Below are 20826 nucleotides of genomic sequence, written 5' to 3'. Positions count from 1 at the left end.
TTCCTCCCGTTTTCGTTTTGCGGCAGGTTAGCGGAAAGCGAAAATCTCGGAAAGCCTCAGCCGGACAATTCGGTCGCGATCTCGCGGATCACGTCGAAGGCCGTGTCCGCATCCTCCTCGCACATGTCGAACTGGCCCGCCTGGAAGCGGATCGCCACCTTGCCCTCCACCTTGGTCTGGGTGAGGTAGATACACCCGTCGTCGTTGATGCGGCGGACGAGTTCGTAATTGTGGGCGTCGAGATCGCCGCCGACTGCCGGCAGGTGGCGGAAACTGAACAGCGACAGCATCGGGTGCGTCACGATCTCGAAATCGGGCTCCGCGGCCAGCCGGTCGGCGACTTTGCGCGACCAGGCGACATGGTTGCGGATCATCCCGCGCAGATGTTCAAGCCCGTAGGCGCGCAGCAGGAACCACAGCTTCAACGCGCGGAAGCGGCGACCCAGCGGCACCGACCATTCCGAATAGTTGATGATGCCGTCGGCGCCATGTGTCTTGAGGAACTCGGGCTGGATGGCGAGCGTGCGCACCAGTTCGTCGGGATTGGCGATGAACTGCACCGAGCAGTCGAATTGCGCGCCGAGCCATTTGTGTGGATTGAAGACGATCGAATCCGCGCCTTCCACGCCGGCCCACAGATGACGGAATTCCGGGCAGATCATTGCCGAGCCCGCCCAGGCGGCATCGACATGGACGTAGAGACCGTGTCGTCGCGCCACCTCGACCACGCCGGCGACATCGTCGGTTCCGCCGACGCTGGTGCCGCCCACTGAGGCGATGATGCCGGCGGGAAGATAGCCGGCGTCGCGATCGCTGCGGATCGCCGCGTCCAGCGCGCCGACATCCATCGAGCGCTTTTCGCCCTGCACTGGAATCCGCACCAGATTGTCCTGGCCGATGCCCGAGACCCAGATGGCGCGGTCGATCGAGGTGTGCACCTCACCCGAGCAGTAGATGCGCAACTTCGGCAGGCCCGGCAACCCTTCGATGTTGCCCTTCCAATCCAGCGCCCGCTCGCGCATCACCAGCACGGCGTTCAGAGTGGCGGAGGAGGCCGAATCCTGTATGACGCCGGTGAAGCGGTGCGGCAGGCCGAGCGCCTGGCGCAGCCAGTCGACGACGCGCGTCTCCATCTCGGTCGCGGCCGGCGAGGTTTGCCAGAGCATGCATTGCGCCGCCATCGCCGTGACGAGGTATTCGGCCACCACCGAGGCGGGCGCGGCATTGGCCGGGAAATAGGCGAAGAAGCGCGGATGCTGCCAGTGTGTCATGCCGGGCACGACGATCCGCTCGAAGTCGGCGAAGATCGCCTCCATCGGCTCACCCGCCTCCGGCGCGCTCGGCTCTAGCTGTGCTGCGACGTCGCCCGGCTTCGTCTGCGCCCGGACCGGCAGGTCGCGAAGTCTCGCCCGGTAGTCCGCGCCCCATTCGGCGGCCTTGGACGACCAGTCGCGAAACTCGTTGTCCTTCACGGCGTCATCCCATAGGAAAGTCGGGCAGGTTCTTGAACGCCGCCTTCAGCGCGCTCGACCAGCCGTCGGATACGGTGCGGTAGTAAGGGTCGTCGCCGGTGATCCGCTTCTGGAAGCCGACGCGCAACGTGTCCTTCTCGTAGAACAGCATGTCGAGCGGCAGGCCGACCGACAGGTTCGACTTCAGCGTCGAATCGAAGGAGACCATCAGAAGCTTCGCCGTCTCCTCGAAGCTCATCGCCGGGTCGTAGGCGCGCACGATGATCGGCTTGCCGTATTTGGTCTCGCCGATCTGGAAGAAAGGCGTGTCGCCGCCGGCCTCGATGAAATTGCCTTCCGGGTAGATCATGAAAAGCCGCGGCTCGCTCCCCTTGATCTGGCCGCCGAGGATGAAGGAGGCGTTGAAATAGCTCTCCGCCTTCTGCCCTTCCAGCGCGGTTCCGCTGATCACGTCGCGCACGATGTTGCCGACGATCTGCGCCGTTCGGAACATCGACGGCGTCTCGAGCAGTGTCGGCGCTCGCTCGCCCACCGCCTTGGTGCGCTCGTCGAGCAGGCTCACCACGGCCTGCGTCGTGGCGAGGTTGCCGGCCGAGAGCAGCACGATCACGCGCTCGCCCGGCTCCGACCAGACATGCATCTTGCGGAAGGTGGAGATGTTGTCGACGCCGGCATTCGTGCGCGTGTCGGACATGAACACGAGCCCGCGATCAATCTTCAGGCCGACGCAATAGGTCATGGAATCGATCCGCAGCGGATTGGTCGGGGATTACTGCTCGACCGTAATGTGAACCGCAAGCGTTTCCAGCGCCTGTCCCAACCTAATTCCCGACACAGGCGCGGCATCGCGATAGTCGCGGCCGGTCGCCAGCGTAACGTAGGTTTCGTCCGGCGACATGCGATTCGACGGGTCGAAGCCGACCCAGCCGAGGCCGTTCACGTGCGCTTCCGCCCAGGCGTGGCTCGCCGCTTGCTCGCCTTCCTTCATCAGATAACCGCTGACATAGCGCGCCGGAAAGCCGATCAGCCGCGCCGCCGAGAGGAACACATGCGCGTGGTCCTGGCACACGCCCGCCCCAAGCTTCAGCGCCTCTTCGGCGGTCGTGGCGGAGGTTGTCGCGCCGGCCTTGTATTCCACCTGGTCGGCGATCGTGTCCTTGAGCCGGTGCAGCCGTTCGAGGCCGTCGCCCTCGCCCAGTCCCTTGGCAAGGGCGACGATCTTCTTGCCAGAGGCGGTGAGCGGCGTCTCCGCCTCGAACAGCCACATCGGAGCAAAGCCCCGCTGAGGGCCGGTCACGCCGGCAGTGTCGTTGGTCTGCACCTCGCCTGTTGCCGTGATGGCGACGCCGCGCGGCTCGCCGTCGATCGAGAGCAGCCGTGTCTCGTTGCCGAACCCGTCGATGTATCGCAGTTCCTCGCGCGCGCCGTCGACTGTGATCTCCCAGGAGATCACAGTCTGCGCGCGCCCGCTCTGCGGCGTCAGCCGCAGCCGCTGCAGCCCGTAGCTCAGCGGTGCGTCGTAGCCATATTCTGTCCGGTGGGAGATTTTCAGCCGCATGGGATCAGTTGAACCGGTATTCCTCGGCGATCTGGTTGCCCAGCCTGTTGTTGTCGCTGATGAACTCGACCAGAAACTCGTGCAGGCCGCGATCGAAGATGTCCTTGATCGATCCGACCCTCAGCTTGGCCAGTGTGGTTTCGACGGTGTCGTGGCAACCGAAACGATTGCCGTATTCCGTCGCCAGAAAGCTCAGGCTTTCCGCGATGTTGCGGTAACAGAAGGCGAGCGAGCGCGGCATGCGTCCGTTGAGGATGAGGAAGTCGGCGATGTTGGTCGGCTTGTACTCCGCCTCGTAGACCCAGCGATAGGAGCGGTGCGCCGCGACCGAGCGAAGAATCGATTCCCACTGGTAGTTGTCGAGCGAAGATCCAACCCAGGACACCGACGGCAACAGCACATAGTATTTCACGTCGAGGATCCGCGCCGTGTTGTCGGCACGCTCGACGAAGGTGCCGATCTGGCTGAAGTCGAATATCTCGTTGCGCAGCATCGTGCCGTAGAACGAGCCGCGGATGAAGGCGGTCTCGCGCTTGATCTGGTCGAGGATGCGCGGCAGGTCGCGTTCGTCGATCGGCGCCTTGAGCAGCCGCTTCATCGACATCCACGCCTCGTTGATCGCCTCCCAGGTCTCGCGCGTCAGTGCCGTGCGCACCATGCGGCCGTTGTTGCGGGCCGTCTCGATGGCCGACATCACGCTCGACGGATTGGACGCGTCGCGCAGCAGGAAATCCGCGACGGTGTCCGCCGTGAATTCGGTGTGCTTCTGAAGGAAGGCAAACTCGACGCCGGCCGAGACGACGACCGAGGTCCATTCGTCGGTCGAGCTCGCCGTGCTCGTCAGCGCAAGCCGCAGCCCCGCATCGACCAGCCGCGCCATGTTCTCCGCCCGCTCGATGTAGCGGTTCATCCAGTAGAGGCCGTTGGCGTTGCGTCCGAGCATCAATTGACCGGCGAATGGAGAGTGGTGGATGGGGAGTTTGGAGAGCGACGGTCGGTCATGGCGCTAGTCATCCAGGACCCAGGTGTCTTTGGTTCCTCCCCCTTGGGATGAGTTGACGACCAGCGAACCCTCCTTGAGAGCAACGCGCGTCAGTCCGCCCGGCACGATCTGAATCTTATCCGACACCAGCACATAAGGCCTAAGATCCACATGTCGCGGCGCCAGGCCGCCTTCGACGAGGATCGGGCAGGTCGACAGCGCCAGCGTCGGCTGGGCGATGTAGTTTCCGGGCTTCGCCGCAAGCTTGGCCGCGAACGCTTCGCGCTCCTTCTTCGAGGCCGTCGGGCCGACCAGCATGCCGTAGCCGCCGGAGCCGTGCACTTCCTTGATCACCAGTTCGGCGATGTGCTCCTGCACATATTTCAGGCTGTCAGGCTCCGAGCAGCGCCAGGTCGGGATGTTGCCGAGGATCGCCTTGCGGCCGGTGTAGAACTCGATGATCTCCGGCATGTAGGAGTAGATCGCCTTGTCGTCGGCGATGCCGGTGCCCGGCGCGTTGGCGATGGTGATCTTGCCGGCGCGGTAGACATCCATGATGCCCGGCACGCCGAGAGCCGAGTCCGGCCGGAAGGTCATCGGGTCAAGGAACGCGTCATCGACGCGGCGGTAGAGCACGTCGATCGGCTTGTAGCCCTGCGTCGTGCGCATCGCGATATGGCCGTCGACCACGCGCAGGTCCGAACCCTCCACCAGCTCCACGCCCATCTGGTCGGCGAGGAAGGCATGCTCGAAATAGGCCGAGTTGAAGATGCCGGGCGTCAACACCGCGATCGTCGGCGTGCCCTTGCAGCTTTCCGGCTTCACATTGGCCAGCGACTGGCGCAAGAGTTGCGGATAGTTCTCGACCGGCCGTACCTTCACGTGCTGGAACAGCTCGGGGAAGAGCTGCATCATCGTCTCGCGGTTTTCCAGCATGTAGGAGACGCCCGAGGGCGTGCGGGCGTTGTCCTCCAGCACGTAGAACTCATTTTCGCCCGTGCGCACGATGTCGACGCCGATGATGTGGGTGTAGACGCCGGCCGGCGGCCTGACCCCGATCATCTCCGGCAGGAACGCCTCGTTGCCGGCGATCAGGTGCTTGGGGATGCGCCCGGCTTTCAGGATTTCCTGGCGGTGGTAGATGTCGTCGAGGAAGGCGTTCAGCGCCACGACGCGCTGCTCGATGCCCTGGGTCAGCCTGCGCCATTCCTGACCGGACAAGATGCGCGGCACGATGTCGAAGGGGATCAGCTTTTCGGACGCATCCTCGTGTCCATAGACGGCGAAGGTGATGCCGGTCTTGCGGAAGACCCGCTCGGCGTCGCCCATCTTCTCCGTCAGGCGCGCCGGATCCTGTTTAAGGAGCCACTGCTCATATCCCGCATACGGTTTCCGGACTCCCGAACCGTCGGGACGCATTTCATCGAACGCAACCAATCGGCATTACTCCCCTGTACGCTCATTTCATCGGGCGGATTTCGGAATTGCAAGCGCAATCGCGCGTCAGATGCACAAAGCACCGCCAAAGTCGGATTTTGCCCAGCGCGGCGGCACGGTGCTTGTTTGCTGGGCGCGGAGGTGATCGCAAAGCGGGCGACGCAATTCCGCTCAGAAGGCGCGGAAGGTCATGATCGTCAGCGTGTCCCTGATTCCGGCGACGGAATGGACCTGCTCATTGACGAAATGGCCGATGTCGATGCCGTCCTCGATGTAGAACTTGACCAGCAGGTCCCACTGGCCCGCCGTGGAGTAAATCTCCGAGGCGATCTCCTTGTCGGCGATGGCGGCCGCGACCTCGTAGGACTTGCCGAGATCGCATTTGACCTGGACGAACAACGCCTGCATTCCGACCGCCTCTCCTGTTGCGCAGCCTGACTCTCGCAGGAAGGATGCGCGGTTTCAAGGCGAGCGAGCCGTTCCCGCGCATGTTGTGAAACTGCGACGCGATTTCCGGCGTATATTGGAGAAGGCCCGGCCGTGATCGACCGCCGGCACCGGGAGTCCAGCCATGCGCATCGTCCTTGCCGCAGTCCTTTGCCTCCTGTCCGCCCTGCCCGTCGTTGCGGGAGAAGCCGAAGTGCGCTCGGCGCAGTCGGCCATCGACGGCCAGCTGAAGGCCTTCCTCGCGGACGACGGGCCTGCCGCCTACGGCTACGCCGCACCGAACATCAAGCGCATCTTCCCGACGGTCGAGGCCTTCATGGGCATGGTCACCGACGGCTACGCGCCGGTGCGGCGGCCGAAGACCTATTCCTTCGGCAAGGTGGAGGAGATGAGCCCGACCTCGATCGTCCAGCAGGTGCTGATCCTCGGCCCCGACGGCAAGGAATATGAAGCCGTCTACACGCTCGAACTGCAGCCCGACGGAACCCACAAGATCACCGGCTGCAGCCTGCGCGCGTCCAACGCGCTCAGCACGTGACCGGCGCGATGTCCCCCTTCGCCCAGCCCTCGGTCACGGCCGCCGCATGGACGGCAAAGCGGCTTTCGCGGATCGCGCCGCGCAGGCCGCGCATCAGGTCCTGATAGTAGGAGATATTGTTCCAGGTCAGCAGCATCCCGCCCAGCGCCTCGCCCGACTTGATCAGGTGATGCAGGTAGGCGCGGCTGTAGTCGCGCGCGGCGGGACAGTCGCTCTCTTCGTCCAGCGGCCTCGGATCATCGGCATGGCGCGCATTGCGCAGGTTGATCTTGCCGCGACGCGTGTAGGCGAGACCGTGCCGTCCGGCCCTCGTCGGCATCACGCAGTCGAACATGTCGATGCCGCGCGCCACCGATTTGACGATATCGTCCGGCGTGCCGACTCCCATCAGGTAGCGCGGCTTCTCGTGCGGCAGTTCGGGACAGGTCGCCTCCAGCATGGCAAGCATCACCTCCTGCGGCTCGCCCACCGCCAGCCCGCCGACGGCATAACCCTTCAGCTTCAGCGCCTTCAGCGCCTGCGCCGAGCGCACGCGAAGGTCCGCGTCGTCGCCACCCTGCACGATACCGAACATCGCCTTGCCCGGCTGGTCGCCGAAGGCTGCCTTGCAACGGTCGGCCCAGCGCAGCGACAGTTCCATCGCCCGCTCGATCTCCTGTCTCTTGGCCGGCAACGCCACGCACTCGTCGAGCTGCATCTGGATGTCGGAATCGAGCAGTCCCTGGATCTCGATCGACCGCTCCGGGCTCATGTGCCAGGACGAGCCGTCGATATGCGAGCGGAAGGTCACGCCGTCCTCGGTCAGCTTCCTGAGTTGCGCCAGCGACATGACCTGGAAGCCGCCGCTGTCGGTGAGGATCGGCCACGGCCAGCGCGCGAATTCGTGCAAGCCCCCAAGCCGCGCGACGCGCTCCGCGCTCGGCCGCAGCATCAGGTGATAGGTGTTGCCGAGGATGATGTCGGCGCCCGCACCGCGCACCTGGTCCATGTACATGGCCTTCACCGTGCCGCCAGTGCCGACTGGCATGAAAGCCGGCGTCGCGATCGTGCCGCGCGGCATCGAAATCTCGCCGGTGCGGGCCGCACCGTCGGTGGCGTGGAGGGTGAATGTGAACGACTTACTCACCGAATTCCCTGTCGTGAACCGGCGCATCGGGCGCCTGACGGTCGAGCGAATTGCGATACTGGATGCAGCCGCGCATGAATTTCGGCCAGGGCGGCACCGCAATCGACGGTTCCGTCCGTTCGGGCAGAAGGTCCCACAGGTCCGGGTGGTGCCAGCACAACTCGTGGCCAGTCGAGTCACGGTGCTTTCGGATGCCGGCACGCAGCTTGCGCACTTCCGCGATCAACTGGTCACGGTCCATGCGTTCAATATCGTCATCCATGTTGATCCTCCCTGAACAACAGCCCCGCATCGCCATACGAGTAGAACCGGTAGCCGCTCGCAATCGCATGCGCATATGCCGCCCGCATCGTCTCCAGCCCCGAAAAGGCCGACACCAGCATGAACAGCGTCGAGCGCGGCAGATGAAAGTTCGTCATCAGCACGTCGACGAAGCGGAAGCGGTAGCCCGGGGTGATGAAGATGTCGGTCGGACCGGTCCAGGCCGACAGCCTTCCGTTCTCGTCGGCCGCACTTTCCAGCAGCCGCAGCGAGGTCGTGCCGACGCAGACGATGCGCCCTCCCCGCGCCTTCACCGCGTTCAGCGCCGACGCCGTCGCGGTCGAGACGCGTCCAACCTCGGCATGCATCTTGTGATCCGCCGTGTCGTCAGCCTTCACCGGCAGAAAGGTGCCAGCCCCCACATGCAAGGTCACGAAATGCCGCTCGATGCCCGCCGCGTCGAGCGCAGCAAACAGATCCGGCGTGAAGTGCAGGCCGGCGGTGGGCGCCGCCACCGCACCCTCCTCCTCGGCATAGATGGTCTGATAGTCGGCCCGGTCGCGCTCGTCTTCCGACCGCTTCGAGGCGATATAGGGCGGTAGTGGGATGTGACCGACCGTGTGCAGCGCCTCGTCCAGCGCAGCATCCGAGAAGTCGAAGCGCAGCAGCACCTCCCCGCCGTCGCCCTTTTCCTCCACCGTCGCGTCGAGCGCGCCCATCAGGCAGATGTTCTCGGTGTGACCGAAGGCGATGCGGTCGCCGACCACGACACGCTTGGCCGGTCGCAGGAAGGCGCGCCAGGCGTCGGGGCCGACCCGCATGTGCAAGGTGGCGTCGACGCGCGCACTCGCCTCCCCGCGCCGCCGCAGACCGGACAACTGGGCCGGGATGACCTTCGTGTCGTTGAACACCAGCGCGTCGCCCGGGCGCAGCAGGCCCGGAAGATCGCGCACGGTCATGTCCGCGAATGCTTCGCCCGGCCTGACGACCAGCAGCCTGGCGGAATCGCGGGGAGCCGCCGGGCGGAGCGCGATGCGGTCCTCCGGCAGGTCGAAATCGAACAGGTCGACCTTCATTGGATGTCTGAACAGTCCACGACGAAGGCGCCCTTGCCCTTGAAGGTGAACACGCCCCCGGCGACGCGGCTGTCGCCTTCTTCCGCCTTCACGATGCGCAGGCGGGCGATGATCTCGTTGACGTTCTCGTCGGTGAAGTCGACCGCCATCATGCGGTCGTCTTCAAAGCCCTGGCCGACGGTGATCGGCGTGCCGGGGTAGGATTCGGGCGTCGACGACCAGGTCTGGTCGCCAATGGTGATCACCGCGCGCGCGATCGACAGCACGTCCACATGGCCGACCAGCAGGTCGATGCCGACGCCCTCGCCGCCGCACGACAGCTCGCCGGTCGCCTGGGCAGGCCAGGCGGCTGAGGCAAGAGTGGCGGCGAGAAGCGCGCGCTTCATGGTCAGGCGACGTCCGCGGCCACGCGCATCGTCTTGATCGAGTCGGGATCGCGCACGGGCTCGCCGCGCTTGATCTTATCGACATTCTCCATGCCCTCGATCACCTGCCCCCACACCGTATACTGGCGGTTGAGGAAGGAGGCGTCGTCGAAGCAGATGAAGAACTGCGAATTGGCCGAGTTCGGGTTCTGCGAGCGCGCCATCGAACAGGTGCCGCGCACATGCGGGACGTTGCTGAACTCGGCCGGCAGGTTGGGCTTGTTGGAGCCACCCATGCCGGTGCCGGTCGGGTCGCCGCCCTGGGCCATGAAGCCCTCGATGACGCGGTGGAACACCACGCCGTCGTAGAACTTCTCGCGGGCGAGTTCCTTGATCCGGGCGACGTGCTTCGGCGCCACGTCCGGGAAGAGTTCGATCACGACCGGTCCCTTGGTCGTGTCCATGATGATCGTGTTTTCCGGATCCTTGATCTCGGCCATCGGCTATTCCTTCCTTTTCTACTTGTTGTCGGCCGCGATGCGGACCTTGATCATGCGGTCGGGGTCGGAGACCTCGCCGTTGCCGCCCGCGCCGCGCTTGATCTTGTCGACCAGTTCCATGCCCTTCTCCACCTCGCCGACGACCGTGTACTGGCCGTTCAGCGACGGGTATTCGGTGAACATGATGAAGAACTGCGAATTGGCCGAGTTCGGGTCCTGCGCGCGGGCCATGCCGAGCACGCCGCGCACGAAGGGCGTCGAGGAGAATTCGGCCGGCAGATCCGGCTTATCGGAGCCGCCGGTGCCGGCGCGGTCCGGATTGAAGCCGTCATTCATGTCGCCGAACTGCACATCGCCGGTCTGGGCCATGAAGCCCTCGATGACGCGGTGGAAGGCCACGTTGTCGTAGGCACCCTCGCGCACCAGCTCCTTGATCCGCTCGACATGCTTTGGCGCAAGATCGGGCCGAAGCGCTACGGTGACGTCGCCGTCCTTCAGCGTGATGATCATCGTGTTCTCGGGCTCGGCCGCGAGCGCGGGCTGTCCAAGAAGCATGGCGCCGAGGGCGACGGCCGACATGAAGCTGCGTCTGTTCATGAAAAATCTCCGGAAGGGTCAGGACCCGAACTTGGCCGCCAGCGCTTTCGCGACGACCGCGGGGACGAAGGGGCGGATGTCACCGCCCATCGACGCGATCTGGCGGACCAATGTGGCGGTAATCGACGCACCGAGGGGCTGGCCGGCAGGAAAACGGTCTGCAGCTCCGGCGCCATCGTCTCGTTCATGCCGGCCATCTGCATCTCGTAGTCGAGGTCGGTGCCGTCGCGCAGCCCGCGGATCATGATCTTCGCGCCGTACTTGCGTGCGGCGTCGATCAGCAGCCCCTGGAAGGAGATTACCTCCAGCTTGGCGGCGTCTTCGCCCAGTTCGTCGCGCGCAGCCTGCTCGATCAGCGCCACGCGTTGCTCGAGGCTGAACACCGGCGTCTTCGACGCCTGGATGCCGATCGCCACGAAGATCTTGTCCGAAATCGTGAGCGCGCCCTTCAGCACGTCGAGGTGGCCGTTGGTGAGCGGGTCAAAGGAGCCGGCATAGATGGCGATGCGTTCGGTCATGGCGAGAGCTTCTATTGATCCCGCTCAAGGAAGGCAATTCACCAGGTTGGTAGAAAGGTGAATGTTGGATGAACGCCGCGCTCAGGCGGAGTTCAAGGCAATCACGGCAATGTGCATGCAAGGACAATGAAACCGAAACGGCGTTCGGCCGTTACTGCCGTCAAGGAGACGACGCCATGATCATCTTGATGCTTGCCGCCGCAATGACCATCGCCATGCTGATCGCAACTGCCTTCGGCATCCACGAAGAAAGCCGCCGCGCCCACCAGGAGCGCAACATCCGCTCCACACGCCCCTTCGGACTGACGAACTGAGCCGTCGCGCTACAGGGCAGATCGGGAAGCTGACTGCACGTCTCTTCCCGTGATCCTCGGGGCAAGCCCGAGAATCACAGGAAATGGATGATAATCCTACGCGCAGACCAAGCTAACGCCTCCGCATCACTCCGTCGGCGTTTCGGGCTGTGATGGTGCCTCCGCCTCGCCTTCGCCTTCGTCGTCAGACGCATCGGAAATCCGCTCGACCGAGACGACCTTCTCTCCTTCCGCGGTTTTGAACACCGTCACGCCCTTGGTGGCGCGGCTGGCGAAGCGGATGCCTTCGACCGGAACCCGGATCACCTGGCCGCCGTCGGATACCAGCATGATCTGGTCGGTCGACGCGACCGGGAAGGCGGCGACAAGACGTCCGATCTCGTCCACCTTCGACACGTCTGTGGCGCGGATGCCCTTGCCGCCGCGCCCGATGACGCGGAAGTCGTAGGACGACGAGCGCTTGCCGTAGCCGTATTCGGTCATGGTCAGCACGAACTGTTCGTGCAGCCTCAGTTCCTCGTAGCGGTCGTCGGACAGTTCACCGCCTTCGCCGACCTCCTCATTGGTCAGCACCACCTCCTCCTCGCCTTCGCCCTCGGCAGATGCAAGCCGGCGCTCGGCGACGGAGCGCTTGAGGTAGGCCGCGCGCTCCCAAGGCTGCGCCTCGACATGCTCCAGGATCGTCATCGAGATCGCCCGGTCGCCTTCGTTCATGGCGATACCGCGGACACCGGTCGAATCGCGCCCCTTGAACACGCGCACGTCGGTCACCGGAAAGCGGATGCACTGGCCGGACTCGGCCGTCAGCAGCACGTCGTCGTTCTCCGTGCAGGTCTCGACCGCCAGGATCGCGTCGCCCTCCTCGTCGAACTTCATCGCAATCTTGCCGTTGCGCTTCACGTCGGCGAAGTCGCTGAGCTTGTTGCGGCGCACGGTGCCGCGCGTGGTGGCGAACATCACGTCGAGCTTGTCCCACTCGCTCTCGTCCGGCAGCGGCAGGATCGCGGTAATGCGGTCGCCCTCCTCCAGCGGCAGCATGTTGCGCAGGAACTTGCCCTTGGACTGCGGCGTGCCGATCGGCAGGCGCCACACCTTCTCCTTGTAGACGATGCCGCGCGAGGAGAAGAACAGGATCGGCGTGTGCGTATTGGCGACGAACAGGCGGGTGACGAAATCCTCGTCCTTGGTCGTCATGCCGGAGCGGCCCTTGCCGCCGCGCGCTTGCGCCCGATAGATCGAGAGCGGCACGCGCTTGATGTAACCCTCATGCGTGACCGTAACGACCATGTCCTCGCGCTGGATGAGGTCCTCGTCCTCCATGTCCGCGCCGCCGTCGACGATCTCTGTGCGCCGCGGCGTGCCGAACTCGTCGCGCACGGCCGCCAGCTCGTCCTTGACGATGGCCCGGATGCGCGCGCGGGATGCGAGGATGTCGAGGAGGTCGGTGATCTCGGCGCCGATCTGGTTCAGTTCGTCTGCGATCTCGTCGCGGCCGAGCGCGGTGAGGCGCGCCAGCCGCAGTTCGAGGATGGCGCGCGCCTGCTCCTCGGAGAGATTGTAGGTGCCATCCTCGTTGATGCGGTGGCGCGGGTCGTCGATCAGCATGATCAGCGATTCCACGTCCCGCGCCGGCCAGCGGCGCGTCATCAGCTGCTCGCGCGCGGTCTGCGGATCGGGCGCGGTGCGGATCAGCTTGATCACCTCGTCGATGTTGGCAACGGCGATCGCGAGGCCCACCAGAACATGCGCCCGGTCGCGCGCCTTGCGCAGCAGGAATTTCGTCCGCCGGCTCACCACTTCCTCGCGGAACTGGTTGAACGCCTTCAGCATATCGATGAGCGTCATCAGCTCCGGCTTGCCGCCGTTCAGCGCGACCGCGTTGACGCCGAACGACGTCTGCAGCGGCGTGTAGCGGTAGAGCTGGTTGAGGATCACCTCGGCGTTCGCGTCGCGCTTCAGCTCGATCACTACGCGGTAGCCCTGCCGGTCGCTCTCGTCGCGGATGTCGGAAATGCCCTCGATGCGCTTCTCGCGCACCAGCTCGGCCATCTTCTCGATCATCGAGGATTTGTTCACCTGGTAGGGAACCTGGTCGACGATGATCGCCTCGCGGTCGTTGGCGCGCTGCTCGATCTGCACCCTGCCGCGCATCTGCACCGAGCCGCGGCCGGTCGAATAGGCGTTATAGATGCCGGAGCGCCCAAGAATGATGCCTCCGGTCGGAAAGTCCGGGCCCGGGATGATCTCCATCAGGTCCGGCAGTTCCATCGCCGGATTGTCGATCAGGGCGATCGCGCCGTTGCAGATCTCGGCGAGGTTGTGCGGCGGGATGTTGGTCGCCATGCCGACCGCGATGCCGCCCGCGCCGTTGACCAAAAGGTTCGGGAAACGCGCCGGCAACACCTTCGGCTCGGAATCGGAGCCGTCATAGTTGTCCTGGAAATCGACCGTGTCCTTGTCGATATCCTCGATCAGCTCGTGCGCCACCTTGGTCAGGCGCGCCTCGGTGTAACGCATCGCAGCCGGCGGATCGCCGTCGATCGAGCCGAAATTGCCCTGTCCGTCGATCAGCGGCACGCGCAGCGACCAGTCCTGCGCCATGCGCACCAGCGCATCGTAGATCGAGGCGTCGCCGTGCGGGTGATACTTACCCATCACGTCCGACACCGGACGGGCCGACTTCACGTGCTTGCGGTTCCAGTGGTAGCCGCTCTCATGCGAGGCGTAGATGATGCGGCGATGCACCGGTTTCATGCCGTCGCGCACGTCCGGCAGCGCGCGGCTGACGATCACGCTCATCGCATAGTCGAGATAGCTGCGCTGCATCTCCTCGATGATGGAGACGGGCTCGATGCCGTCCGGCTCGTCGCCCCGCGGCGGCTTGGTCAGGTCACTCAATTCGGATCACGCTTTCTGGCAGAATCTTACCTGCATTATATAAGAACGAAGGGTGGTTTTCCAAATACCGCAGCCGTGTCGCTGTGGGTTATTCATGCTGTCTTTTCAAATGGATAGGCATGAATGACGAAGCGGCTGCTAATTCCGGGCCTGCATTTCGCAGCCGCAATCGGCCGCTATGCCGCGCCGCGCCTTGAATTTGCGGCAGCGATTCGGCTTTCTGGGCAGCGTGAACCGCACCGGAGCCGGGAATGCCGCCGATCGAAACCGCATCGCCCTTCCGGCGGTATGTCGCCCTCGCGAGGGAGGGCCGATGGGGTGTGCCGTCCATCGTGATCGGCGTGGCGCTGACAGTGGCCCTGTGGATCGTCACCACGGTCTTCGTCCTATTCGCCGCGTCTGCGATTATCGGCGCCTGGTACGTGCAGTCGTACGGATCGATCTCTGATCGTCTTCAGACTGTCTTTACCGGGCGCGCTGGAACAGCCACGCTGTTCGTTACCCTGGGAGTTCTGTGGGGGGTGGTCTGGGCCGTGCTGCGCATCGTGCACCGGCGGCGACTGTCGAGCGTCCTCGGAACCGACCGGCGAATCGACGTCCGGGACGGCCTGAAGGCGGTTCTCGCCGGCTGCCTCGCCTTCGGCCTCTCGATACTTGTCAGTCCAGATTCGCCGGATCTGCCGGTTGCCCGCTCTTCGTTGCCGCTTGCCGACTGGCTGGTTTACCTGCTGCCGGTCGCGGGACTGATCGCATTGCAGGCATCGGCCGAGGAAGCGGTCTTCCGCGGCTATCTCATGCAACTGCTCGCCAACCGGTTCACGAGCCCGCTCGTCTGGGCGGCGATCCCGTTGCTCGTCTTTACGATCGCGCATTGGGACCCGGAGGTGCAGACCCACATGCTGCTGGCGATCTTCGGCTCCGTCTCCCTGTTCGCGGTTGCGGCGACCGTTCTCGTCGTCGCCACCGGCAATCTCGGCGCGGCGATGGGGTATCATGTCGTGAACAATCTCTTCGCCTTCCTCGTCTTCTCGCCCCAGGGCAACGACGATGAATTCGCGCTCTATCTCTACCCCGCCCTGTCGGATCCGCGCTGGACTGTCAGCGAGGCCGCGCTCGTGGTCGGCATGGAGGTTCTGTCCTGCTTGCTCGTCCTGCTTCTGCTCCTCCACCGCCGCTCGCCGCTCAGGGTCGGCCGGCGGCCGGAAGCAGGTTGCGCTCCGGTGTCCGTGGAGTAGCATGGCGGCGCGGAGGGGACGCCATGCCGACCATCGAGAGCCTGTTCAACGCCTTCGTGACGGTGCTGGTGACGATCGACCCGCCGGGGCTGGCGCCACTGTTCCTGGCGCTGACGCGCGGTATGAACAGGTCGGAGCGCAGCCAGGTAGCGCTGCGCGCCTCGGTGATCGGCTTCATCGTGCTCGCCGTCTTCGCGGTGGCGGGCGCCGCCATCCTGAACATGTTCGGCATAACGCTGCCGGCCTTCCGCGTCGCGGGCGGCCTGCTCCTGTTCTTCATCGCCTTCGAGATGATCTTCGAGCGCCGCAACGACCGCAAGGAGAAGAGCGCCGACGTCGCAATCACGCGCGACCACATCCACAATATCGCCGCCTTTCCGCTCGCGATCCCGCTGATCGCGGGCCCTGGCGCGATCTCGGCCACGGTGCTGCTCTCAGGCTCGTTCCCGACGCTCTACGGGCAGGTCGCGCTGCTCCTGATCCTGCTCGCCGGCATCGTGCTGACCTGGCTCGTCTTCTTCCTCGCCGAGCGCATCGACGGCTTCCTCGGCCAGACCGGCCGCTCGATCCTGACCCGCCTCCTCGGCGTGATCCTGGCCGCGCTCGCGGTGCAGTTCGTGGCCGACGGCATCAAGGCACTGATGGCGGCGTAAGTCCGATCAAGCGGTCAGTGGTCCAGCTTCACCGGCACCATCAGCCTCATCGTCTCGGGCCGCCAAAAGTCCGCATGCAACGGATATTCCTCGCGGTGCTGGATTTCCGAACGGTCGCGGATAAGTCGCTCGGCGCGGAACCAGTCAAGCATCGCCGCATAGCGATCGAGTACCTCGCCGTCGGAGCGGTGATGGCTTGCGACCGCGTAATCCGCCCCCTCGACCGCGAACTCCTCCAGCCCCGCGGGCGTCGACGCATCCTGCGTCAGCTTCGCGCCGGCGAAGCACCTCACCTCATCGCCTTGCCCTGCCAGCGTCACGACCACCACCGGCCCGGGCGTGAACGCCGCCTCTTCGAGGATGCGCCCGCGCAGACGCGTCAGCGCCTCGGCCAATCCACCCGCGACCGCGTCCGCATGGCTGCCGGTCCAGCGCAACCCGGCAAGGCGTGCATCCTCGCGCCGCTCGATGCCGAAACCGTCGAGCCCGAGGACCGGACCTTCGCACCAGCGGCACATCTGTCCTCAACCTACCCGCTCGAAGGGGATGTCAGCGTCGTGGTCACGCGAGGAGCCCCGCCCGCCGGGACCGCTGCGTGCGAGCGGCAGTCCGACGGGCCAATCTGGCCGAAATCGGGGACGCCGGAGCCCGTCTCGCCCGGCAAGGTCCGGTCGTCGATTCATTTCAGCTGCGCTTTCATGGCATTTCCTGCAGGATCGCCTTGACCACGGCCGCGGAATTCTTCGAGGCCAGCCCCATAAACGTCGCCATCTCGTTGGCGCCCTCGCTTCCGCCGGCCAGGTCGGACAGACTGCGCACGGCGAGGAACGGCACGCCGTTCGAATAGGCGACATGCGCGACGGCCGCGCTTTCCATGTCCAGCACCTTCGCCCCGAAGGTCGCAAGCACATATTCACGGAATTTTGCGTTGTCGACGAAGGCTTGGCCGGACACTCCGTTGCCGCCGACGACGATCTTCGGCTTCGCGGTGAGGCACTTGTTCTCCTCGACGCAGTCCGCCAGGTCGAGTTTCGCCGCCACTTCACGTGCCGCGTCGAGCAAGCCGGGGTCACTCGGGAACCAGAAACGCTCTTCCTCGCCCGATGCATTCTCGCGAGTGACGTTGACCGAACGCGGCACGATCATGCCGTAGCCGGCAATGCCCTGCTCCTCCATCCATGGCGGAATGGCAAAACCTTCTGGCGTCTCGCGGGCGAACACCGCCTCCAGGTACTGGCTCCACTGGTCGGCAATGACGACGTCGCCGATATGCAGCGTGGGGTCGACGCCGCCGGCGATGCCGGAGAATGTGACTGCCGAGAGCGAGAAGCGGTCGAGCGCGATCTGCGTGTTCATCGCGGCGTTGACCATGCTGATGCCGCTCAGGAACAGCACCACGTCCTTGCCGGCGAGCTTTCCGGTAATGAAGCTGCGCCCATTGACCCGATACTCGCTGGCCTCCGCCAGTTCCGACTTCAGCACCTGCCATTCCGGCTCGAACGCTGAGACGACCGCAATGCGCGGCTTGGGGTCAAGAAGCTCCGCGGCGACGGCGCCGAGCGGTGCCGCCAGCATCATGAGTCCGCTCAGGCCTGCCGCCATGGCGGGAAGGAATCCGGGGAAACGGGCGGAAGAATGCATGCGATCGATCCTTTGCTCAAAAGCCGTCCCCTCCGCGAGGCCGACTATTGCCGGCCCCGTCCAGCCACGGCAAGAGCAAAATCAGGCTGGCCACATCTTGACCCGGAAGGTCGATCAGAACGGGATGTCGTCGTCGAGGTCGCGCGATGCCGGGCGTCCACCGCCACCGCCGCCGCCGCGCGAACCGTAGTCCGACGGTCCCGACTGGCCGAAATCGGAGCCGCCCGAGCGTCCGCCGCGGTCATACGACACCTGCCCGCCACCACCGCCCTCGCCGCGCGCGTCAAGCATCTGCAGCTCGCCGCGGAACTTCTGCAGCACGATTTCGGTCGTGTAGCGCTCGACGCCGTCCTTTTCCCATTTGCGGGTCTGGAGCTGGCCCTCGATATAGACCTTCATGCCCTTCTTCAGATACTGCTCGGCCACCTTGGCAAGCTGGTCGTTGAAGATCACGACCTGGTGCCACTCGGTCTTTTCCTTGCGCTCGCCGGAATTCTTGTCGCGCCAGCTTTCCGACGTCGCGACGCGGAGGTTGACGACGGCATCGCCCGAGTTCAGCCGGCGAATTTCCGGGTCCGCGCCCAGATTGCCCACCAGGATCACCTTGTTCACGCTACCCGCCATCACACCGCTCCGCGCTTATCCGAAACCAAATCGAGCCGCATCATAACCGAACAGGACAGCCGATGCGCCGGGGCGCGGGAAAAGCCTCCCGCTGTCCACATCTTTGTCTGTTCCTGTTATGTTCTAGAATATTCCGGCCCCGCTTGCAAGTGCGGCGTCCGCGCCACGCCGGCAGGCCGACCCCATGCGGTCCCGCATGTCGGGCGGGTGGCCTTCGGCGGCACGAAAGGCTATGCTGGCCTCATGCTTCGCACGCGCTTCCGCCTCTTCACCGCACTCGCCGTCCTCGCGGCCGCGAGCCTGCCGGCCGTCGCCGACGAGGCGAAGAAGAAGGACGCCGCCCTGCCCGGCGTCGACAGCACCTATTCGATCGTGGCGCCCGAACCCGAGCCCGATGAGCCGCCGGCCGATGCGTCCGGGACGAAGAAGTTCGGGAAGTGGGAGCTCACCGTCTCGGGCTATGTCTGGGTGCAGGTCGGCTCCGGCAGCCACGGCGACGGGCGGTAAGGCCGGCGCCCCGCCTTCCGCTTACGCCGAGACCGGCAGCGCCTTCGCCTCTCCCGCAGCCTTTGCCTTCGGCGCCTTCGCGGCGGCCGTCCGCGTCATCTCCGCCTTCCATTCGAGGAAATAGGCTATCGCCAGCTGCGTAGCGATGCCGGTGGCGATCAGCAGCGTGTCGAAGCCGAGGCTGGGCTGGTCCAGGTGGCGCAGCACCTGCGCCACCATCGCGCACAACGTGCCGGTGACGAAGACCGGCAGCGAATGCTTGCCGAGGATCGCCAGCGGATGGTCGGGCGCCGTCCGCGCCAGCCCTGAAACCGCCGGCCAGCGCGCGACGAGGTAGGTCAACGCCAGCACGTCGAGCAGGCGGAAGAGCGACAGGAAGGTCTTGTTGAACCCGCCCAGCACCTCGGGCAGGCCGAACCACGTCACCTGGCCCCAGAACGGGCTGTGGATCAGCGCGAACGCTCCAACCAGATAAGCGATCGCCAGCCGGGTCCAGAGTGGATGCTGCGGCAGCGCTCCGCCGGCCCTGACATGCATCATGCCGGCGATGCCGATGACATACAGAAACTGCCAAGACAGCGGGTTGAGGAACCAGACCCCCGGCAGCGGATAGTTCGCCGGCGCAATCTGGAAGAGGCCGGCCGCGAGCCACAGCGCGCCCGAGGCGGCCAGCGTCCCGGCCATGCTGCGTTTGAGCAGCCACACGATCGCCGGCGTGGCGACAAGCAGCACCATGTAGACCGGCAGGATGTTGTTGTAGCCGAGCTGGTGGCCGAGCGTGCCGATGCCCACCAACACGCGCGCCGGATCCTCCATCAGCGGGCCGATGTTGATCATCTCCAGCAGGTCGGGCCGCAGCGCGAACACCGCGGCGGCGCAGAAGATGGTCAGCGTCGCCACCGTCGTCATGATGTGGGTGTAGAAGAGCACCCAGGCCCGGCGCCAGATGGCGAGCGCGGACCTCACCGCCTGCTCGCCCTTCATCTTCTGCCCGTAGACCAGGCCGATCGCGAGCCCCGAGATCAGCACGAACACCTCGGCCGCGTCGGAGAAGCCGAGATTCTTGAGCGTGAAGGTTTCGTAGACGTTCCCGGGAACGTGATTGATGAAGATCATCAGCAGCACGATTGCCCTGATGACGTCGATTCGAGTGTCTCGCTCGGCGCGCATGTCTTTGATTCCCGGCCAGTTTTCGCCCGAGTCGACACACTGTGCGCCGCTCGGCTCTTCCATTCCCACGACCCCGGTCGGGTTTGTAGGCATCCCTAAACGGCGAAAACGGGTGTCGGTTCGATCAACTATCGTTTAAGGAGATAACAATGAGGGGCCCGATTGATTTGGGCGGAGCGCGCGATGCGAGGCGACTGGATGGATGCGCCGCTGCGGTATGACCGCAGCTATGTCTACAGGCTTTACGAACCGAAAGACCCACCCGAGCGGACGATCGTGGCGCTGCACGGCTCAGGCGCGGACGAGGCGGCGATCCTGCCGCTGGCGCGGATGCTCGATCAGAAGGCGCGGATCGTGGCGCCCCGCGGCCGCATCCTCCAGAACGGCGAGCGCCGCTGGTACCGCAAGCTGAGCCCGATCACCTTCGACCAGTCGAGCGTGCGGCTGGAGGCCGAGACGTTTTCCGGCTTCCTCGACGGCCTGCGCCGCGACGGCGTCACCGATCCGGACCGCACGCTGTTCCTGGGCTATTCGAACGGCGCCAACCTGGTGGCCGCGACCGTGCTGCTGCATCCCGGCACGATCCGGCAGGCGGTGCTGATGCGCGCCATGTCCGTGCTGGAAGCCGCCCCCAAGGCCGACCTCACTGCCGCGCGCGTGCTGATCCTGTCCGGCGCCACCGACGAGATCTACGGCTCCTACGGCGCGATGCTGGGCGACCTGTTGAAGCGCAACGGCGCCGTGGTGGTGCAGGACACGCTGAGCTCCGGCCACGAATGCGGCGAAGGCGACATCGCCTATGCGCGCGGCTGGCTGGACTCGGTGGAAGGCGGGGTGCCCGCGACGGCGGATGCGGGGGCGTCGCGGGGGTAGGCGGACGAACCGTCTTCTCGCCGGCCCTTCGGGG

The 20826-nt window shown here is 65.1% G+C and carries 23 protein-coding genes and 1 pseudogene; 6 read left to right on the top strand and 18 right to left on the bottom strand.

Annotated elements, in window-relative coordinates; all coding sequences use genetic code 11:
• Positions 1-56: 56 nt before the first annotated feature.
• From LRS09_RS24225 to LRS09_RS24200, 6 genes are all read right to left on the bottom strand, one after another.
• The gene (locus LRS09_RS24225) at positions 57-1472 is read right to left on the bottom strand and encodes a pyridoxal-dependent decarboxylase (protein ID WP_257809576.1); all 1416 of its coding nucleotides are present in this window, start codon (positions 1470-1472) and stop codon (positions 57-59) included.
• A 4-nt stretch (positions 1473-1476) separates the two neighbouring features.
• Positions 1477-2211, bottom strand: coding sequence for a proteasome-type protease (locus tag LRS09_RS24220; protein WP_257809575.1), 735 nt, complete (start codon positions 2209-2211; stop codon positions 1477-1479).
• Positions 2212-2241: 30 nt separating this feature from the next.
• Entirely contained in the window at positions 2242-3030 is a 789-nt protein-coding gene (locus tag LRS09_RS24215) for a transglutaminase family protein (RefSeq protein WP_257809574.1), read from the bottom strand.
• A 4-nt stretch (positions 3031-3034) separates the two neighbouring features.
• Entirely contained in the window at positions 3035-3976 is a 942-nt protein-coding gene (locus LRS09_RS24210; protein WP_257809573.1) for an alpha-E domain-containing protein, read from the bottom strand.
• 60 nt (positions 3977-4036) lie between these two features.
• Positions 4037-5449 (bottom strand): circularly permuted type 2 ATP-grasp protein, encoded by a 1413-nt coding sequence (locus tag LRS09_RS24205; protein WP_257809572.1) that lies wholly within the window; start codon positions 5447-5449, stop codon positions 4037-4039.
• 171 nt (positions 5450-5620) lie between these two features.
• Entirely contained in the window at positions 5621-5857 is a 237-nt protein-coding gene (locus LRS09_RS24200; protein WP_257809570.1) for an Lrp/AsnC ligand binding domain-containing protein, read from the bottom strand.
• A 163-nt stretch (positions 5858-6020) separates the two neighbouring features.
• Between LRS09_RS24200 and LRS09_RS24195 the strand changes: the two genes are divergently transcribed.
• Complete coding sequence (locus LRS09_RS24195) at positions 6021-6434, top strand: DUF4864 domain-containing protein (RefSeq protein WP_257809569.1); 414 nt, start codon at positions 6021-6023, stop codon at positions 6432-6434.
• Here the strand turns inward: LRS09_RS24195 and tgt are convergent.
• The 7 genes and pseudogenes from tgt to coaD all read right to left on the bottom strand — a co-directional run bounded on the left by tgt (position 6424) and on the right by coaD (position 10877).
• Complete coding sequence (gene tgt / locus LRS09_RS24190) at positions 6424-7560, bottom strand: tRNA guanosine(34) transglycosylase Tgt (RefSeq protein WP_257809568.1); 1137 nt, start codon at positions 7558-7560, stop codon at positions 6424-6426. The genes LRS09_RS24195 and tgt overlap by 11 nt on opposite strands.
• On the bottom strand, positions 7553-7822 hold the full coding sequence (locus LRS09_RS24185; RefSeq protein WP_257809567.1) for a hypothetical protein: 270 nt from the start codon (positions 7820-7822) through the stop codon (positions 7553-7555). The genes tgt and LRS09_RS24185 overlap by 8 nt, the downstream gene beginning before the upstream one ends.
• Positions 7815-8897, bottom strand: a complete 1083-nt coding sequence (gene queA / locus LRS09_RS24180) for a tRNA preQ1(34) S-adenosylmethionine ribosyltransferase-isomerase QueA (protein ID WP_257809565.1) — start codon at positions 8895-8897, stop codon at positions 7815-7817. The genes LRS09_RS24185 and queA overlap by 8 nt, the downstream gene beginning before the upstream one ends.
• Positions 8894-9283 carry a hypothetical protein gene (locus LRS09_RS24175; RefSeq protein WP_257809564.1) on the bottom strand — a complete coding sequence of 130 codons (390 nt, stop codon included), beginning with the start codon at positions 9281-9283 and terminating at the stop codon, positions 8894-8896. The genes queA and LRS09_RS24175 overlap by 4 nt, the downstream gene beginning before the upstream one ends.
• A 2-nt stretch (positions 9284-9285) precedes the next feature.
• Positions 9286-9762: a peptidylprolyl isomerase gene (locus LRS09_RS24170; RefSeq protein ID WP_257809563.1), complete on the bottom strand. Its 477-nt coding sequence runs from the start codon at positions 9760-9762 to the stop codon at positions 9286-9288.
• Between the two features lie 18 nt (positions 9763-9780).
• Positions 9781-10359 (bottom strand): peptidylprolyl isomerase, encoded by a 579-nt coding sequence (locus LRS09_RS24165; RefSeq protein WP_374684879.1) that lies wholly within the window; start codon positions 10357-10359, stop codon positions 9781-9783.
• Positions 10360-10377: 18 nt separating this feature from the next.
• Positions 10378-10877: pseudogene (gene coaD, locus LRS09_RS24160) on the bottom strand (pantetheine-phosphate adenylyltransferase).
• A 176-nt stretch (positions 10878-11053) separates the two neighbouring features.
• On the opposite strand from coaD, the gene LRS09_RS24155 reads away from it, so the two are divergent.
• Positions 11054-11191: a hypothetical protein gene (locus tag LRS09_RS24155; protein WP_257809561.1), complete on the top strand. Its 138-nt coding sequence runs from the start codon at positions 11054-11056 to the stop codon at positions 11189-11191.
• A gap of 126 nt (positions 11192-11317) precedes the next feature.
• Here LRS09_RS24155 and gyrA read toward each other — a convergent pair whose 3' ends face one another.
• The gene (gene gyrA, locus LRS09_RS24150; protein WP_257809560.1) at positions 11318-14089 is read right to left on the bottom strand and encodes a DNA gyrase subunit A; all 2772 of its coding nucleotides are present in this window, start codon (positions 14087-14089) and stop codon (positions 11318-11320) included.
• Positions 14090-14340: 251 nt separating this feature from the next.
• Between gyrA and LRS09_RS24145 the strand changes: the two genes are divergently transcribed.
• Both LRS09_RS24145 and LRS09_RS24140 read left to right on the top strand, forming a co-directional pair.
• Entirely contained in the window at positions 14341-15324 is a 984-nt protein-coding gene (locus LRS09_RS24145) for a CPBP family intramembrane glutamic endopeptidase (RefSeq protein ID WP_257809559.1), read from the top strand.
• 23 nt (positions 15325-15347) lie between these two features.
• The gene (locus LRS09_RS24140) at positions 15348-15977 is read left to right on the top strand and encodes a MarC family protein (protein ID WP_085465402.1); all 630 of its coding nucleotides are present in this window, start codon (positions 15348-15350) and stop codon (positions 15975-15977) included.
• Positions 15978-15991: 14 nt separating this feature from the next.
• Here LRS09_RS24140 and LRS09_RS24135 read toward each other — a convergent pair whose 3' ends face one another.
• From LRS09_RS24135 to ssb, 3 genes are all read right to left on the bottom strand, one after another.
• Positions 15992-16495, bottom strand: a complete 504-nt coding sequence (locus LRS09_RS24135) for a GyrI-like domain-containing protein (RefSeq protein WP_257809558.1) — start codon at positions 16493-16495, stop codon at positions 15992-15994.
• Between the two features lie 178 nt (positions 16496-16673).
• Entirely contained in the window at positions 16674-17618 is a 945-nt protein-coding gene (locus LRS09_RS24130; protein ID WP_257809556.1) for a 5'-methylthioadenosine/S-adenosylhomocysteine nucleosidase, read from the bottom strand.
• Between the two features lie 114 nt (positions 17619-17732).
• The gene (gene ssb / locus LRS09_RS24125) at positions 17733-18242 is read right to left on the bottom strand and encodes a single-stranded DNA-binding protein (RefSeq protein ID WP_308240337.1); all 510 of its coding nucleotides are present in this window, start codon (positions 18240-18242) and stop codon (positions 17733-17735) included.
• A 243-nt stretch (positions 18243-18485) separates the two neighbouring features.
• On the opposite strand from ssb, the gene LRS09_RS24120 reads away from it, so the two are divergent.
• Positions 18486-18749: a hypothetical protein gene (locus tag LRS09_RS24120; protein ID WP_257809553.1), complete on the top strand. Its 264-nt coding sequence runs from the start codon at positions 18486-18488 to the stop codon at positions 18747-18749.
• A 21-nt stretch (positions 18750-18770) separates the two neighbouring features.
• Here the strand turns inward: LRS09_RS24120 and LRS09_RS24115 are convergent, their stop codons facing one another.
• The gene (locus tag LRS09_RS24115; RefSeq protein ID WP_257809552.1) at positions 18771-19919 is read right to left on the bottom strand and encodes an OpgC family protein; all 1149 of its coding nucleotides are present in this window, start codon (positions 19917-19919) and stop codon (positions 18771-18773) included.
• Positions 19920-20102: 183 nt separating this feature from the next.
• On the opposite strand from LRS09_RS24115, the gene LRS09_RS24110 reads away from it, so the two are divergent.
• Positions 20103-20792: an alpha/beta hydrolase gene (locus tag LRS09_RS24110; RefSeq protein ID WP_257809551.1), complete on the top strand. Its 690-nt coding sequence runs from the start codon at positions 20103-20105 to the stop codon at positions 20790-20792.
• Positions 20793-20826 lie beyond the last annotated feature (34 nt).

The sequence above is a fragment of the Mesorhizobium sp. J428 genome (assembly GCF_024699925.1).
In the GTDB taxonomy this organism is placed as follows: Bacteria; Pseudomonadota; Alphaproteobacteria; order Rhizobiales; family Rhizobiaceae; genus Mesorhizobium_A.
The sequence above is the reverse complement of the archived record's forward strand: the minus strand, read 5'-3'. Positions and strand labels throughout refer to the sequence as shown.

Coding starts and splice junctions, on each gene's coding strand:
- LRS09_RS24110 (WP_257809551.1), top strand. CDS start 20,103: ATGCGAGGCGACTGGATGGATGCGCCGCTGCGGTATGACCGCAGCTAT.
- LRS09_RS24135 (WP_257809558.1), bottom strand. CDS start 16,495: ATGTGCCGCTGGTGCGAAGGTCCGGTCCTCGGGCTCGACGGTTTCGGC.
- LRS09_RS24145 (WP_257809559.1), top strand. CDS start 14,341: ATGCCGCCGATCGAAACCGCATCGCCCTTCCGGCGGTATGTCGCCCTC.
- LRS09_RS24175 (WP_257809564.1), bottom strand. CDS start 9,283: ATGAAGCGCGCGCTTCTCGCCGCCACTCTTGCCTCAGCCGCCTGGCCT.
- LRS09_RS24165 (WP_374684879.1), bottom strand. CDS start 10,359: ATGAACAGACGCAGCTTCATGTCGGCCGTCGCCCTCGGCGCCATGCTT.
- queA (WP_257809565.1), bottom strand. CDS start 8,897: ATGAAGGTCGACCTGTTCGATTTCGACCTGCCGGAGGACCGCATCGCG.
- LRS09_RS24130 (WP_257809556.1), bottom strand. CDS start 17,618: ATGCATTCTTCCGCCCGTTTCCCCGGATTCCTTCCCGCCATGGCGGCA.
- LRS09_RS24195 (WP_257809569.1), top strand. CDS start 6,021: ATGCGCATCGTCCTTGCCGCAGTCCTTTGCCTCCTGTCCGCCCTGCCC.
- LRS09_RS24115 (WP_257809552.1), bottom strand. CDS start 19,919: ATGCGCGCCGAGCGAGACACTCGAATCGACGTCATCAGGGCAATCGTG.
- LRS09_RS24185 (WP_257809567.1), bottom strand. CDS start 7,822: ATGGATGACGATATTGAACGCATGGACCGTGACCAGTTGATCGCGGAA.
- LRS09_RS24155 (WP_257809561.1), top strand. CDS start 11,054: ATGATCATCTTGATGCTTGCCGCCGCAATGACCATCGCCATGCTGATC.
- LRS09_RS24170 (WP_257809563.1), bottom strand. CDS start 9,762: ATGGCCGAGATCAAGGATCCGGAAAACACGATCATCATGGACACGACC.
- LRS09_RS24140 (WP_085465402.1), top strand. CDS start 15,348: ATGCCGACCATCGAGAGCCTGTTCAACGCCTTCGTGACGGTGCTGGTG.
- LRS09_RS24120 (WP_257809553.1), top strand. CDS start 18,486: ATGCTTCGCACGCGCTTCCGCCTCTTCACCGCACTCGCCGTCCTCGCG.
- LRS09_RS24215 (WP_257809574.1), bottom strand. CDS start 3,030: ATGCGGCTGAAAATCTCCCACCGGACAGAATATGGCTACGACGCACCG.
- LRS09_RS24220 (WP_257809575.1), bottom strand. CDS start 2,211: ATGACCTATTGCGTCGGCCTGAAGATTGATCGCGGGCTCGTGTTCATG.
- ssb (WP_308240337.1), bottom strand. CDS start 18,242: ATGGCGGGTAGCGTGAACAAGGTGATCCTGGTGGGCAATCTGGGCGCG.
- LRS09_RS24200 (WP_257809570.1), bottom strand. CDS start 5,857: ATGCAGGCGTTGTTCGTCCAGGTCAAATGCGATCTCGGCAAGTCCTAC.